The organism is Bacillus sp. GC_Bacil_1 (assembly GCF_026540675.1).
In the GTDB taxonomy this organism is placed as follows: Bacteria; Bacillota; Bacilli; order Bacillales; family Bacillaceae_G; genus Bacillus_A; species Bacillus_A cereus.
In genome coordinates this window covers 117,790-133,582 of record NZ_JALNUG010000014.1, presented here as the reverse complement: position 1 = coordinate 133,582, position 15,793 = coordinate 117,790, and the positions used below count along the sequence as shown (strand labels likewise).

Sequence of the window (15,793 nt, the reverse complement as noted above, 5' to 3'; positions counted from 1 at the left end):
TAAAATAAAATAGAATAAAATAACACAATTCGAAAGGGGATTCCTATGCCAAAACATAGAAAACAAAGCAAAATAAAGATTTATAGAATAACAAGCTATAAAAAGGACAAGCGTTCTGAATTAAACTCTGACAAATTTGAACTAGAACAGCAGGACAAGCATGATACACAAGACAAACAGGACAAACAGGATGAGCAGAATAAGCAAGATAAGCAAGTACAATCGGAAAATGTAATTATAGTACCTACAGATTCACACAGCTTAGATGTGTGGGATGAAATTTCTCTAAAGGAAATACAAGCTGGTGAACATACGAACCTATTTGAAGAAAAGAGTAATTATCAAAATATTAATTTAGTCCAAGTAAACGATGTTCGCTTATACTTGGACAAGCAACTACAATTTAGTTCCGTTGATGAGCAAATTTATCATGAAGCACTTGTACATCCAATTATGTCAAAAGTAATCGATCCAAAACGTGTTCTCATATTAGGTGGTGGCGATGGTCTTGCCTTACGAGAAGTTTTGAAATATGAAACTGTGCTACATGTAGACCTTGTTGATTTAGACGAGGCAATGATTAATATGGCACGTAATGTTCCAGAAATAGTATCTTTAAACAAAAATGCTTTTTTTGATAATCGCGTGAACGTGCACGTATGCGATGCAAAAGAATTTCTAAATTCACCTTCATCTTTATACGATGTAATCATTATTGATTTTCCAGACCCAGCGACAGAGTTGTTAAGTACTTTATATACAAGCGAACTATTTGCTCGTATAGCTACATTCTTAACAGAAGATGGTGCTTTCGTCTGTCAATCTAATTCACCTGCTGATGCACCTCTAGTATATTGGAGTATCGGTAATACAATTGAACACGCTGGATTAACTGTAAAAAGCTATCATACAATCGTTCCTTCTTTCGGAACTGACTGGGGATTTCATCTTGCTACTAATTCTGCACATGTACTCGATCAAATTGAACAATTATATGTTGTACCAAATCCTCGAACATTGCCTTCTCTTCTTTTTCCTTTATTCCAATTTAAAGAAGAACATCTAGAACAACGTAACCTCGCTCTTTTAAATTCAGAATCAAATCTTATCTTACATCAATGCTACAAACAGGAAATGAAGTTTTGACGATATTAATAGTAAGGAGTGCTGCCCTATGGAATACTCTACCTTTGGCAAGCATATAATAGTAGATTTGTGGGGAGTGGACTTTTCCCTATTAGATGATATGCACTTTTTAGAATATCATCTAGTTACAGCTGCAGATTACTCTGGTGCCCATGTTTTAAACGTAAGTAAAAAAGAGTTCCAGCCATATGGTGTTACTGTATTAGTGCTATTATCAGAAAGCCATCTTTCCATTCACACTTACCCGGAACAAAATTTTGCAGCTATTGACTGTTATACTTGCGGTACAACCATTGAACCACAAATAACGATTGATTATATCGTAAATATATTAAAACCGGAACGGATGCATATAAAAAGATTAATTCGTGGTATAGGAGAAATTGTTACTGCCGATTAATTATAACTCTTACTCATCCGAAAAAAGGAGGATTGTAAAATACCATCAGTGGGATGAACATTCCACTGATGGTACAGGCACATACATAAAATGAAATTTTAATTAGTGGGAGTTTTACTGCCCGTTAATTCTAGATAAAAAAACCTTGCATAAGCAAGGTTCATTCATCCACCGACATCTTCCTATATAACTCTACAAACTCACTCGCTAATTCTTTCACCGTAATTGCATTCATTAAATGGTCTTGTGCGTGTACCATTAAAAGAGTAACTTCGGTCTTTTCACCACCAGCTTCTTTCTGGATAAGCTCCGTTTGTACACGGTGCGCCTCTTTTAATTCCTCTAGTGCTTCTTGTAATTTAGCTTCAGCTTCTGTAAACTCCCCACGCTTCGCACAATCAATTGCTTCCATTGAACAACTTCTCGCGTTTCCCCCATGCAAGATTAAATGAAAAGCTTTCGTCTCTATCGTATCCATTTTAGTTCTTTACTCCCCCTTTTCTTCCGCCAGTTTTTGTTTATCCCATATTTTTAAGAACGGTAAATAAATGAAGAATGCTAGCGCAAAGTTAACAAGTTGCAAAATAACACCTGAAATTTTCCCGCCCGATCCTAAATATCCACTAAAAAGAATAGGTGTCGTCCAAGGTACAGCGGCCCCACTCGGACGTGCGACCCATCCCCATTCCATTGCAAAGTAAGAAACAATTGTTAACACAACTGGAACTAATATAAATGGAATTAGTAAAAGTGGGTTCATTACAATCGGCATACCAAAAGTTACCATCTCATTAATATTAAATATACCAGGTGCAATTGACAATCTCCCTAAACTTTTTAATTGTTGACTTCGTGCAAATAGTAACATTCCGACAACTAGAGCAAGCGTTGCACCAGAACCGCCCATATAAATCCATAAGTCAAAAAACTGTGCCGTAATTGTATTTGGTACATCTTGCCCAGCTTGAAAAGCAACTCGGTTTTGATCCATTAACGACAACCAAACGGGGCTCATTACACCACCAACAATAGTAGCACCATGAATACCACACGACCAAAGAACATGAACGAGAATAACTGCTATTATTGCGCCCCAAAGACTAGCACCAAGTACACTAAGTGGTTCCTGTAAAATTTGTCCTACGATATTATGGATACTGCCAAAAGAAGTATTTTCTATAATTAAGCGTAAAATCCAAATAACTGTTACAACAATAAATCCTGGAACAAGTGCGGCAAATGAACGCGTGACAGCTGGTGGAACTGTCTCTGGCATCTTTATAATTATCTTTTTTTGTACAATAAACCGATAAAGTTCAGTAGATATAAGTGCAATAATCATTGCTACAAATAACCCTTGGCTTCCCATTAATGCAGCTGGGATAGCGCCTTCTACAAGTACACTTTCTTTTGTACTTGGTATAATATATGCAACTTGAAATGGAGTCGCAAGTAAAAACGTCACAAGCGACAATGCCCCGGATGCTAAAGCATCTACTTTATAATACTCTCCAAGTCTGTAAGCGATTCCAAAAACAGCTATTAAAGCCATTATATTAAAAGTTGCACTAACTGGATACCCTAAAGCTCTCTGCCAATTCTCACCAAACAAACCTGCCATAAACTCGTTATATCCAGGTATCGGCAGTGCACTAATAATGAGGAAAAACGATCCAATAATTAAGAAAGGCATCGTTAAAATAATTCCATCTCGAATTGCTTGCAAATGCCTCTGCTCTGCAACCTTCCCTGCTACCGGCATCACGTACTTCTCTAAAAACCGTATCATCTATCCCACTCTCCTCATGGTTTCATTGACAAAGCTGCTTGCAAGATAGCTTCTCCATTACAAAGTCCGTAATGAACGGATTGAATGACATCAACAGGTATCCCTTTATCCTTACATAATTCTTTCATTTTCGGTAATAAATAACGTACTTGCGGTCCAAGTAAAAGGACATCAGCTTTATCAATATGACTATTCACTTCAGAACCTGATACTGCCCAGATTTTTACTTCTATCCCTCTTGCCTCTGCTGCTTTCTCCATCTTTGTAACAATCAAACTGGAAGACATTCCCGCTGCACAGCAAAGTAAAATATTCATTCCGCTTCCCTCCCCCTTTTTCTAAACCTAAGTTATGGTGCATCCCTTGCCACCACTAGGTTACAAATATATATGTCTAGATTTCCTGCTGTATGCCGAGCTTAAAAACAAAAATTTCTTGGTTTTCACGCTATTCCATTTATCCGTATTCTCCTAGTAAAGAGGACTCTAACTCGCTATAATGATTCAGTATGATTTTTTTAATTGATAGGAGGATATATTTATGAAGGCATATCGCTTTCCACTTATTTTATTATCTTCTATCCTAATTGGTGGTTTCATTGGTTATTTCATGGGTGCCGATGCATTTGCTTTAAAGCCGCTTGGTGATATTTTCTTAAACTTAATGTTTACGATTGTTGTACCTCTAGTGTTCTTTAGCATCGCATCGTCTATTGCTAATATGGATGGATTAAAACGTTTCGGTAAAATTATGTCTAGTATGGCTGGGACTTTCTTATTTACAAGTATTTTAGCTGCTATTTTTATGATTATTGTCGTGAAAGTATTCCCGCCAGCACAAGGTGTTGTACTAGAACTAACACAACCTGACAAAGCCGGCAAAGCTGTTAGTGTTGCAGATCAAATCGTCGGTATTTTAACAGTATCTGACTTCTCGAAGTTACTATCTCGTGAAAATATGTTAGCTCTTATTTTCTTCTCTATCTTAATGGGAATTGCAACTTCAGCAGTTGGCGAAAAAGGAAAGCCATTCGCTACATTCCTACAAGCTGGTGCAGAGATTTCAATGAAGGTTGTATCTTTCATTATGTACTACGCTCCAATCGGACTTGCTGCTTACTTCGCAGCATTAGTTGGTGAATTCGGACCACAACTTCTTGGAACTTACTTCCGAGCAGCAATGGTATACTATCCAGCTTCTCTTATCTACTTCTTTGTATTCTTCACGTTCTATGCATACCTTGCAGGTCGCAAACAAGGTGTACAAGTATTTTGGAAGAACATGGTCTCTCCTACAGTTACATCACTTGCAACTTGTAGTAGTGCCGCAAGTATTCCAGCGAACTTAGAAGCAACGAAGAAAATGGGTATTTCTTCAGACGTTCGTGAAACAGTTGTCCTTCTTGGTTCTACACTTCATAAAGACGGCTCTGTTTTAGGTGGTGTATTAAAAATTGCTTTCTTATTCGGTATTTTCAACATGGAATTCGAAGGACCGAAAACATTAGCAATCGCACTTGTTGTTTCTCTATTAGTAGGAACAGTAATGGGTGCTATTCCAGGCGGTGGTATGATCGGTGAAATGTTAATCGTATCTCTATACGGTTTCCCGCCAGAAGCACTGCCAATTATCGCAGCAATTAGTACAATCATTGATCCACCTGCAACGATGTTAAACGTAACAGCAGATAACGCTTGTGCGGTGATGACAGCTCGCCTTGTAGAAGGTAAGAATTGGATCAAAAACAAATTTGCTTAATAGCTAGAAAGAGGATGCTCTAAACGAGCATCCTCTTTTTGTCGTTATTTGTTGATAAGTTGATATTTCCTCTCGCCACAAATTTGTTAAAATCTTCACAAATATTCCACATCCATTATCCATTCTCCGTACTATAATCATGTATGGAAAAGGAGATGGACACGATGACACAAAGCGCACCAGAATTTAAAGTTTTGCAAAGCATTGCATTTCTCGCTGTCGTTTTGCAAAGTTCCTTATTATATACAATGAATCAAGGAAATGTCTTACTTGAGCAATCCCTCATTATGGGCATACTATTTAATCTTGCAAAATTCTCAGCACCAGCATTCATATTTATCGTTGGATTTCACTTAATTCGTCACTATACGAAGCAATTAGTATATAAAGAATATATTTCTGAAAAAGCGACACACTTACTCATTCCTTATTTCTTTTGGTCTATTCTTTACTTATTAACAACAAATGATCTTATTACGTTACAAAGTGGAATAAAAAGTTTATTACTCGGAACAGCCGCGCCCCATCTTTGGTACGTTATTATGATGTTCCAAATTCACTTATTGTTCCCTTTACTATGCACACTTTTTTATTGGTTTCAAAAACGAACAGAAAATAAAAAAGACATATATAAATATATGACCTTTTTCGCTCTCCTATATTTTCTATTAATGTGGTTCTCTTCTCACTATATTTTTAATGGAGAAAAATTAACAAGTTCAACAATTTTACATTATACAGATCGATCATTTCTATTCTACTCATTCTATTTCGTTATGGGCGGCATTGCCGCTGTAGCACTAAAAACTTGGCGGCTATTCGTCATGAAACATATCCCGCTTATAACAATATTATTTTTCATCTTATTTTTATTCATCAATTATGAGTTGTTTAGTTTTTACGGAGCAAACTCTATTCATTTAACTGTTTCTACCTATTTAAAACCATCTATGTTTTTATATATCGTATGCGAAATTATCATACTGTATGTGTTGTCTATTATGATAGTACAGCGTCGTGGTTTCTTATATAAAACGTTACGTTTCATTGGAAATTACACGTATGGTGCTTATTTAGCTCATTTATTCTTCTTGCAACTATGCACAAAACTTCTTTCCTTATTCACGCTGCAAGAAAATACTATATTATATAGCCTATTACTATTTGTGTTAACGGCTATTATCTCTATTTCAACAATGGTCATTTGTAGCACAATACCATTTCATACTTGGATTACAGGTCCTTCTCCTACAACAAAGATGAAATGGACGAAGGTTGTATTCCGAAAAAATCATAAAAAACTATTCAAGCCATATATTTGATATAATGATACGCATATAAAAAGAAAGCGAGAGACACCTATGATCAATCAAGTTGGACAAATTATGCTATATGTAAATAACCAAGACGAAACAGTACAATTTTGGACAGAAAAAGTAGGGTTCCAAATCATTGCGGAAGAAAATAACGGAAACGGATTCCGCTGGATTGAAATTGCACCGGCGAAAGAAGCAGGAACAAGCATCGTCCTTCACGATAAAGCGTTAATCGCGAAGATGCAACCTGAACTAAACCTAAATACACCTTCACTTATGTTCTTCTCAAATGACTTAGACCGTCTATATAAAGATCTTTCTGAGAAAAATGTCACAGTTGGACAGGTTGTAGATTTACCTACTGGTAGAGCATTCAACTTTGCTGATAATGAAAATAATTACTTTGCAGTAATGGAACGCAAATAAAAAATAAGCTATCCGAAAAAATCGGATAGCTTATTTCATTTTAAGAAACTTGTTCTGCATTCGTTTCTCTATGCTGTATATGACTCGTGATCCAAGCAATTCCACCGGCAACAACGAGGTAACATAACAATATTAAAATTTGCATTTGTAATTGTGACCAATCTCCTAAAGAGATAACATCTTGTAATCCTCTAAGAGAATGAGACATTGGGAGAAATTGTCCAATTTTACTAAGAACAGCTATGTTTAATTCTCCTGGGAAAGTCCCCCCGCTCGTCGCTAATTGCAAGACAAGAAGCGTTACTGCTAAGAACTTTCCAATAAGACCAAATACTGTTACTAACATAAGAATAAATGTCATGAACGTAAAGGAAATCACAATACTTGATAAAACAAAGAGTGGCACACTGGCAACTTCTAATTTCATAACACCTAGCACAACTACATCTACGAGTAGCGCTTGAATAAGTCCAATTAAATATACCAATCCTAGTTTATTAATAAAATGTACCGTTCCACTTACCTTCATATTTTGTCTACGACCAAGCGGTAAAATATTCGATGCCATAATTCCGCCAACATAAAATGCAAGCGATAAGAAATATGGTGCAATGCCTGAACCGTAGTTAGGAACGTCAGAAACTGTTGACTTCACTAACTGAACTGGCTCTGAGAACATCGTATTACGTGCATCATCATTACGAACATCCGCTATCTTCTCTGCGCCCTCTCCCAATTTCGTAGAAAGTTCTTTCGCACCATCATCAAGTTTAACAAGTCCATTTGTTAATTTACCAGCACCGTTATTCAGCTCCGTTCCACCACTCGCAAGCTGGTTTACACCTTCTTGCAATGATGTAAATCCATTTCCCCACTTCGTAAATCCATCAGCCAAATTCGATGCACCATCTGCTATCTTTTGCGTTCCAGCAGTAGCTTCATTTAACTTAACTCCGAATGTATTTATGCCTTCTTCAATCTTATGTTGACCGTCAGTAAGCTTCTTCGCACCTTGTGTCAATTGTTGTTGGCTATTATTTAAAGTACTTGTTGCGTTAGCTAGTCCGTTAGATGTAGCAACAATTTTTTGAAAAGCGGGATCTTGCTGCACTTCTGGATGATTTTTCACGTACTCTTCTAATTGTTGTTTTATACTATTAGCCGCACCATCCGCTTTTACTTGGCCTTCAGCAAGCTTCTCACTTCCGCTCACCCATTCATTTGTACCAGCACTTAATTCACTAACTCCTGATTGTAACGTTTTTTCACCTTGTGCTAATAACTCCATACCACTATGAAGTGATGTCGCTCCTTGACTCAGCTCATTTGCTCCCCCGATTAAAGCAGATTGACTGGATGCAAGCTTGTCACTTCCCTCTTTCAATTTCGATGTCCCATCACTTAAACGATCAATACCATCCGCAAGCTGATTCGCTCCATTTCTTGCATCGGTCGTTCCTTCATGTAACTTCCCAGCACCATTACTTGCATCACTCAATCCTTGTGCCAAATCTTGAAACTTTGAAAAGACACCTTCTGTATAAGATTTCGTAATACTGTTTGAGATTTTTGTTTTCATATTTTCAACAGCTGTCGTTCCAATTTGAGCTGCTACAAAGTTTTTACCTGGATTTACTTTGTACTGCAACTTTGCCGGCTCTGGTTTCTCATCCATAAGTGTACTTACCTTTTTAGAGAAATTCTCTGGAATCGTAACAACCATATAATATTTATCTTCTTTTAACCCTTCATCAGCATTTTTTTCTGATACGAAATGAAAAGCCAGTTCTTTATTCTCCTTTAAATTTTTTACAAAATCGTCTCCTGCATGAATTGTTTTCTCATCCATCGCAGCCCCCTTATCTAAGTTCACAACTGCAACAGGTAATTTATCTAATTTTCCGTACGGATCCCAATACCCAGCTAAAAAGAATCCTGAATAAATTAATGGAACGATTAATAAAAAAATTAAAGCGATACGTCCATGTTTATGGTGCCACATCGCTTTCCAATCTTTAAATATAAGTTTAATTCCCTTCATGAAACATACTCCTCTTCTAATTTAACACCCTTCGAATGGTTTAACAGATTTACTATACACGTCACTTTCCATACTGTATAATACATCTTTAATTATCAATTCATTCCTTTTGGTCTATAGAAAGGGGATTCTAAATGGAACTGCTCCAGTTAAAATACTTTCAGACAGTCGCAAGACTAGAACATATGACAAAGGCAGCTGAAGAATTGCATATCGCGCAACCTTCACTCAGCAAAACAATCGCTAGACTTGAAAAGGATTTAGGCGTCCCTTTATTTGATCGCCAAGGCAGACAGATTACTTTAAATTCTTTCGGAAAAGTATTTTTAAAACGGGTAGAACGTATTTTTCATGAATTAAGTGAAGGGGAACGAGAAATTAAAGATTTAGCCGAATTACAACAAAGCTCTATTACACTGGCCGTTTCTATTCCGAGAATATTACCAGAACTACTTGGCTCTTTTTTAATAGAACATCCTAACGTTCGATTTCAACAATTTCTTGCATCTACTCCTTCTATGAAACGACAACTAGATAATATAGAAATTGACTTTTGTATCTCCTCTGTGCCAATTGAAGGTGAGGAGATTGTTTGGGAACCACTTATTACAGAAGAAATTTTCTTAGTCGTCCCTTCAGGCCACCGTTTATCCGGCCGAGAAAATATCCACCTGCATGAAGTAAAAGACGAACCGTTTATTAGTATGAACACTGGCTACGGATTTCGGCACTTAACGGATGAATTTTGTAAAGAAGCTGGTTTCACTCCGCATATTGCTTTTGAAGTAGATGAACCGACCGTGATTAGCGACCTCATTAAGCAAGGTCTCGGCATCGCTTTTGTTCCAAGTTTAACTTTATTAAAAAACTCTACTTTAGCATCAAGCAAGTTGCGTATTATTGAACCCACTTGTCAGCGAACCATCGGATTAAGTTGGTCAAAAAAACGTTACTTATCAAAAACAGCTCAGCAATTCCGTGAATTCGTGATTGACTACTTCTCTAATATTAGGACGTAAAATTATATGAACAAATAAAAGGTGCCACCCTCATATGGTGGCACCTTTTATTGTTCACTCTTTTTTAATTCTATTTCAGCTAAAAGTGGTAGTACGTTATCAAAAATATGCGTATTATTATTTTCACCTGTTACATATCCACCGTAATATCTACTAAATACGTTGTCATTTCGGAATGTGGACATATGATCATACAATTCCTTCGCAAACTTTGTATCACCTGTTTGTAGTACGTACAAAATCGTTAGTCCATACGCGGCTGGCGATTCATAATTCACAGTTTGTTTTCCCGTTTCTAAATTGTAACGACCGTATAGCTTTCCATCCTCCTGGAATCTCTTCTTTATAAATTCCAAATAAGCAGCTGATGAAAGACCACCTAAACTTCGATGATATGCAACGTATGATTGGTCAATAAGATTCACTTCTTTATCGTACGTAAATGTACCATCTTCTTTATATTCTTTTGGGAATGCCCAGCCATGCCTTGGATAATCCGCTAAAAATTGAACGATTTCCTGATATTGCTGAGTAGAAACTTTGCCGTACTTCTTCATATAGGAGAATGCACGCGGATTTATGTATGATGTTGTTACAAAATTATTTTGTTTCCCTGCATCTGCATCATAATAATCAACATAATAATTATCTTTTTTATTATAACGAAGTACAGCATCACTTAATTGATCGGCAAGGTTTTTATAACGCTCTTCCTTATACATTTCATAAGCACGATATAATTGTTCTATAATACGAAGATCGTCTATAAGTGCATTTGTAGCTGACTGCCTCTCTCCCTTTTCAGAGAGTTTCCATAAAACGATATGATTCTTATATATGAAATTATCTTGAATAACCTTTACTTGCTCATCAAATAACGCCTGATCATCTTTATCAAGTGTATATTGTAACCATAATCCCGCCGATTCTGATAAAGCTTCACGTCCCTTGGCTTCACCTGTACCTGCCTTAGTATCTACTAAACGATACGTGGCAAGCGTTCCATTGTCATTCACCATATGTCTTAAAATAAAATTTTCTGTACGGTTTCCTTGTAAAGCTGACCAAAATACAATTCCACCTAAAGCGATTAAGAAGATAACTCCAATCCCTATATATAAACGTTTCCGCAATCTTTTCACCTCCCTAGTAAGGCTAACCTTAATTTTATCAGAACATACATAAATTTAAAAAAGACAATCTATTAGATTGTCTCCCCCATTTCTATCCCCCGCAAACCTCTTTAGAAGGTTTATATAGCGATTGTACAAGTCGATCATATTCACGACGCGTAATTTCTTTATTATATAGCTTCAATAATAAATCTCTATGCTCTTTTGAAAATGCCATCTTTTTAATGACTTCAGGATACATAAAACACCCTCTCCATTTCACATAAACTTCTTGATTCCGAAAAACAGAACTTATGTTCGCATAAAAGATTATAAAAGATTCCTGAGCAAAAAACAAACAAAACATGACCAACTATTTATTTCTTTCTATTCAAAATATTACAACATTATATTATCATATTCACTTTTTAAATACATATATATTTTTGGTAGTTTTTTTGAATAAATCTTCCAATTCAATCAGAAAATAATGGCAAAAAAGAAGAGGAGTTTACATATGGATACGGTAACATTAGCAAGAGCATTTTTTGGTTCTTCATTAGCATTCCACATTATCTTTGCAACACTTGGCGTCGGACTTTCATTGATGATTTTTATAAGCGAAATACTCTATCACTGGAAGAAAGACTCCGACTATGCCATTATGGCGAAAAGATGGACAAAGGCTTTTGCTATTCTTCTCGGTGTAGCAATTCCAACTGGAACAATTGTTGGTGTGCAAATCTCACTTCTTTGGCCTGGTTTCGCCAAAATTGTTGGGCAAGTTATCTCTGTTCCCTTCCAAATTGAGATTTTCGCCTTCTTTTTGGAAGCTTTATTCATGTCGATTTACGTATATGCAGCTGATAAACTTCCTCCATTTATGAGATTAATCTCGCTATTTTTCGTCATGCTTGGTGCCACAGCATCCGCCGTGCTTATTACATCAGCAAATACATGGATGAATACACCAGCAGGATTTTCAATGAATCCAGATGGATCTGTTTTTAACGTTGATCCGTGGAAAGCTTTCTTTAATCCGAGTTTTGGCACAAGTGCATTCCATGTTGTTATTACGGCTTATGCAACTGGTGCGGCTGTCATTGCTTCTATCGCTGGATTTAAATTATTGAAGAAAAATTTAAGTACACGTGAAATTGCTTATCATAAAAAAGGGCTACTATTAGGGCTTGTCGTTACATTTATTACAGGCGCTACGATGTGGCTTTCAGGACATGAATCAGCGATTGCCTTACATAAACACTCACCTGAAAAACTTGCATCTGCTGAAGCTTTATTTGAAACGACATCACACGCACCGCTATCCATTGGCGGAGTTGTGGATCCTAATACACTTGAACTAAACTACGCACTTGAAATTCCAAACATGCTTAGCTTATTAGTGGGACTAGACCCTAGCACTGTCGTAAAAGGTTTAAAGGAATTCCCACAAGAAACATGGCCACCATTTTATACACATACACTATTCAACTTAATGGTCGGCACTGCTGCATTCACCTTTGCAGTTGCAGCAATTGCACTCTTATATTGGTATTTCGTGTACCGAAAAAAGGGAACAGAACTACCGAAGTGGTTACTTTGGGGGGCTGCCGCATGCGGACCAATTATGATGCTCGGTATTGAATTCGGATGGATTTTCAGTTGTAGCGGTCGTCAACCATGGACAATTTATGGTATGCAACGTACCGTCGATGCATCTACACGCGCTGATTTCGTCGGTCCTTTATTTGTTTTGTTCATCATTTTATATATTGGACTCGCTATTTTAACAGTCTTTGTTCTACGTACATTCTTTAGAAGACATCCATTAAAGAATGATTTACAACACCAAGGAGGCGATTCTCATGCATGAGGAAAGTATTGCAATCATCATCTTATGGGCCCTTATTTTCGTATACAGTATACTAGGGTCCATCGATTTTGGAGCTGGTTTTTGGGGCATGGTATACGCAAAACATCCAACGCTCGCTGCCAAACTTGCGAATCGGTACTTATCACCAACTTGGGAAGTAACAAATACGTTTCTCGTCTTCGTCGTTGTCGCATTTCTCGGCTTCTTTCCGAAAGCGGCCTTTACCCTTGCGACAGTAATGTTCGTACCAGTTATGTTAATTTTAGTGCTCGTTGCAGTACGTAGTACATTTATGGTGTTTGCTTACTCCTTGCCGAAATATCAGTACCTTCTTCGGGTTATTTCAGGTATTACTGGTCTCTTAATTCCAGCACTATTAATTACCGTTTTACCCGTTACAGAGGGAGCCTATATTACAATGTCTGAAGGGAAAGAAGTACTCCTGTATGGAAAACTTCTTTCTAGCCCGGTTATCTATTGCTATATGCTCTTCGGAATAACGTCTGAACTATTTCTCTCCTCTCTCTTTCTTGCTGATTTTGCGAGAGAACAAAGTTCAGAAGATACGTATAGAATTTATAGAAGAAATGCCATCATCCTTGGTCCTGCAACGCTCGTTACGGCGATCATCGCCCTCGTTGTAATGGATCCTGAAACACATTGGCTTATGCAAGGATTAATAAAGCAATTCCCGTGGTTTACAGTTTCTATTGTTTTATTCGTTATCGGATACTCGTCCCTTTGGTGGACAAACAAAAAGTACAATACACTAGGATATCCTCGCATTGCCGTTTTAGCTGTCGTCGCTCAATATGCATTTGCAAGCTACGCTTACGGCGTCGCGCATTTACCTTATATTATTTATCCTGACGTAACTGTATTTACAAGCTTTACAACGACAGAAACGTTCTATGCACTGCTCATTCTATACGCAATTGGGATTGCAATTTTATTACCAGGATTTATTTTCTTCTGGAATTTATTCTTGAAGGATCGTACTTTTTTGAAGGAAAAATAATATAGTCTTGGGGTCTGTTCCAAAAGGCATTTTGGGATGGGCTCCTTTTGTCATGTTTTGTCGATAAGTCGATATATTTTAAAAATCGCTGATATATTTTGAGTTGCACCGATATATTTCAATGATCGCTGATATATTTTGAGTTACGCCGATATATTTCAATAATCGCTGATATATTTTCAGTTACACCTATATAAATCTCATTTACTACCTTACTGCCCAATCAATTAATAGACTCCTATCACAATAGTTATTTCACTACGAGTGACACTTGTCCTTTAGCATGAAAAACACATATTCGCTTCATCTCGTTATACGTCTAGTTCTTCTTATTTTTTGCTGAATATACTACCAATATAACCTTGAGACAAGCTACATCTATTCAAGGGAAAATAGAAAGGTAGGCAAAATATGAGCATTGAAATATGGATTACTATTATTGTATTCTTCTTAACGATGATTGTTATCTTTTGGCGGCCTCGAGGTTTAAATGAGGCGTGGCCAGCAGCAATCGGAGCTGGTATCATCATAATTACTGGACTTGTATCAAAACCAGACGTCATGGATATTATAAGTAAAATTGGCGGTGCTTCCATAACAATATTAGCGACCATCGTCATGGCAGTTATATTAGAAAGCTTCGGCTTTTTCCATTGGTCCGCAGCGAAACTAGCAAATTTAGCAAAGGGTTCTGGACGCCGCTTATACTGGTATATTCAATTATTATGTTTTCTCATGACTCTTTTATTCAATAACGACGGTAGTATTTTAATTACAACTCCAATTTTAATTCTTCTTCTAAAAAATCTTCAATTAAAACCTCATCAGCAAATTCCTTATTTATTAAGTGGTGCTTTAATCGCTACGGCATCTAGTGCACCAATTGGTGTAAGTAATATCGTAAATTTAATCGCATTAAATATCGTTAATATGACTCTTTATATGCATACTGCTATGATGTTTGTACCTGCAACATTAGGCTTATTATTTATGTCATGGCTCATGTATACAGTTTTGAAGAAAAAACTTCCGAAAAAATTACCTGTTTCTTCATATGATATTGAAGAAATTTTCTTCACGAAAAACTTCCATCCACTAAAAGGAAATAATTCTGTTGATACGAAACAAAAACGGACAAGATTCATGTTAAAAGTATTAGGTTTCGTCTTCCTTATGCGCTGTCTTCTATTCGTTGCATCCTTCTTATCCATCCCAATTGAAATCGTTGCAGTACTTGGTTCACTCGTTCTTCTCATTTGGAGATGGTACTACTTACGAACAAATCCTGTCGACATTTTGAAAAAGACACCGTGGCACATTTTAATTTTCGCCTTCTCTATGTACGTCATTATTTACGGACTCCACAACGCAGGATTAACAGCTGCACTTGTACAATGGCTCGAGCCAATTGTGAATCAGCATCTACTCTATGCTAGCTTTGCAATGGGCGGACTTGTATCCATCCTCTCTAACGTCTTCAATAACCATCCTGCCCTTATGATTGGTACAATTACATTAACAGAAATGGGACTAGATCCAGTCACATTAAAAACAATCTATCTTGCAAACATCATTGGTAGTGACATCGGTTCACTATTACTACCAATCGGTACACTAGCTTCACTCATTTGGATGTATATTCTGAAACAAAACAAAATTAAAGTAAAATGGAAAGACTATTTAAGTGTATCCCTTATCGTTATCCCGCTCACAACAGTCGTCACACTATTCCTCTTATTCTACTGGGTACATCTCTTCTTCGCCTTATAAAGTGAAACTTTAATCAGTGGGGGTTTTGTTCATCCCCCACTGATTATTAGCCTTAACCAATCGGGCTTTTACGGGCAGCCCGACCCCGACCTAACTTCTTTGCTTCCGCTGAATTTTGAGGTGGG

The 15,793-nt window shown here is 36.9% G+C and carries 15 protein-coding genes; 9 read left to right on the top strand and 6 right to left on the bottom strand.

Features of this window, described 5'->3' with window-relative positions:
- The first annotated feature begins 45 nt into the window (after positions 1–45).
- Both OXT04_RS20885 and speD read left to right on the top strand, forming a co-directional pair.
- Complete coding sequence (locus OXT04_RS20885) at positions 46–1,146, top strand: polyamine aminopropyltransferase (protein WP_267417266.1); 1,101 nt, start codon at positions 46–48, stop codon at positions 1,144–1,146.
- A 28-nt stretch (positions 1,147–1,174) separates the two neighbouring features.
- Entirely contained in the window at positions 1,175–1,546 is a 372-nt protein-coding gene (gene speD / locus OXT04_RS20880; RefSeq protein ID WP_098564639.1) for an adenosylmethionine decarboxylase, read from the top strand.
- A gap of 160 nt (positions 1,547–1,706) precedes the next feature.
- Here speD and OXT04_RS20875 read toward each other — a convergent pair whose 3' ends face one another.
- The 3 genes from OXT04_RS20875 to OXT04_RS20865 are packed head-to-tail and all read right to left on the bottom strand — an operon-like array spanning position 1,707 to position 3,652.
- Positions 1,707–2,024: a PTS sugar transporter subunit IIA gene (locus OXT04_RS20875; RefSeq protein WP_000379645.1), complete on the bottom strand. Its 318-nt coding sequence runs from the start codon at positions 2,022–2,024 to the stop codon at positions 1,707–1,709.
- A 9-nt stretch (positions 2,025–2,033) separates the two neighbouring features.
- Positions 2,034–3,335 carry a PTS cellobiose transporter subunit IIC gene (gene celB, locus OXT04_RS20870; RefSeq protein WP_000617789.1) on the bottom strand — a complete coding sequence of 434 codons (1,302 nt, stop codon included), beginning with the start codon at positions 3,333–3,335 and terminating at the stop codon, positions 2,034–2,036.
- A gap of 14 nt (positions 3,336–3,349) precedes the next feature.
- On the bottom strand, positions 3,350–3,652 hold the full coding sequence (locus OXT04_RS20865; protein ID WP_001023543.1) for a PTS sugar transporter subunit IIB: 303 nt from the start codon (positions 3,650–3,652) through the stop codon (positions 3,350–3,352).
- Between the two features lie 223 nt (positions 3,653–3,875).
- Here OXT04_RS20865 and OXT04_RS20860 point away from each other — a divergent pair, with 223 nt between their 5' ends.
- The 3 genes from OXT04_RS20860 to OXT04_RS20850 all read left to right on the top strand — a co-directional run bounded on the left by OXT04_RS20860 (position 3,876) and on the right by OXT04_RS20850 (position 6,835).
- A complete protein-coding gene (locus OXT04_RS20860) occupies positions 3,876–5,093 on the top strand; it encodes a dicarboxylate/amino acid:cation symporter (protein ID WP_267417260.1) in 1,218 nt (405 codons plus the stop codon).
- 164 nt (positions 5,094–5,257) lie between these two features.
- Entirely contained in the window at positions 5,258–6,415 is a 1,158-nt protein-coding gene (locus OXT04_RS20855) for an acyltransferase (RefSeq protein WP_267417258.1), read from the top strand.
- A 39-nt stretch (positions 6,416–6,454) separates the two neighbouring features.
- Positions 6,455–6,835, top strand: coding sequence for a VOC family protein (locus tag OXT04_RS20850; protein ID WP_000610162.1), 381 nt, complete (start codon positions 6,455–6,457; stop codon positions 6,833–6,835).
- Positions 6,836–6,875: 40 nt separating this feature from the next.
- On the opposite strand, the gene OXT04_RS20845 is transcribed toward OXT04_RS20850, so the two are convergent.
- Entirely contained in the window at positions 6,876–8,876 is a 2,001-nt protein-coding gene (locus tag OXT04_RS20845) for a YhgE/Pip domain-containing protein (RefSeq protein WP_098564599.1), read from the bottom strand.
- Positions 8,877–9,010: 134 nt separating this feature from the next.
- Between OXT04_RS20845 and OXT04_RS20840 the strand changes: the two genes are divergently transcribed.
- Positions 9,011–9,895 carry a LysR family transcriptional regulator gene (locus OXT04_RS20840; RefSeq protein WP_000421923.1) on the top strand — a complete coding sequence of 295 codons (885 nt, stop codon included), beginning with the start codon at positions 9,011–9,013 and terminating at the stop codon, positions 9,893–9,895.
- A 47-nt stretch (positions 9,896–9,942) separates the two neighbouring features.
- Here OXT04_RS20840 and OXT04_RS20835 read toward each other — a convergent pair whose 3' ends face one another.
- Both OXT04_RS20835 and OXT04_RS20830 read right to left on the bottom strand, forming a co-directional pair.
- Positions 9,943–11,028, bottom strand: coding sequence for a transcriptional regulator (locus tag OXT04_RS20835; protein ID WP_141537019.1), 1,086 nt, complete (start codon positions 11,026–11,028; stop codon positions 9,943–9,945).
- Between the two features lie 91 nt (positions 11,029–11,119).
- Positions 11,120–11,269, bottom strand: a complete 150-nt coding sequence (locus tag OXT04_RS20830) for a hypothetical protein (RefSeq protein ID WP_000283180.1) — start codon at positions 11,267–11,269, stop codon at positions 11,120–11,122.
- A 255-nt stretch (positions 11,270–11,524) separates the two neighbouring features.
- On the opposite strand from OXT04_RS20830, the gene cydA reads away from it, so the two are divergent.
- The 3 genes from cydA to OXT04_RS20815 all read left to right on the top strand — a co-directional run bounded on the left by cydA (position 11,525) and on the right by OXT04_RS20815 (position 15,668).
- Entirely contained in the window at positions 11,525–12,880 is a 1,356-nt protein-coding gene (gene cydA, locus OXT04_RS20825) for a cytochrome ubiquinol oxidase subunit I (protein ID WP_097961029.1), read from the top strand.
- Positions 12,873–13,898: a cytochrome d ubiquinol oxidase subunit II gene (locus OXT04_RS20820; protein ID WP_000544183.1), complete on the top strand. Its 1,026-nt coding sequence runs from the start codon at positions 12,873–12,875 to the stop codon at positions 13,896–13,898. Before cydA ends, OXT04_RS20820 begins: the two co-directional genes overlap by 8 nt.
- Positions 13,899–14,309: 411 nt before the next feature.
- Positions 14,310–15,668, top strand: a complete 1,359-nt coding sequence (locus OXT04_RS20815; RefSeq protein ID WP_000021123.1) for an arsenic transporter — start codon at positions 14,310–14,312, stop codon at positions 15,666–15,668.
- Positions 15,669–15,793: the final 125 nt, after the last annotated feature.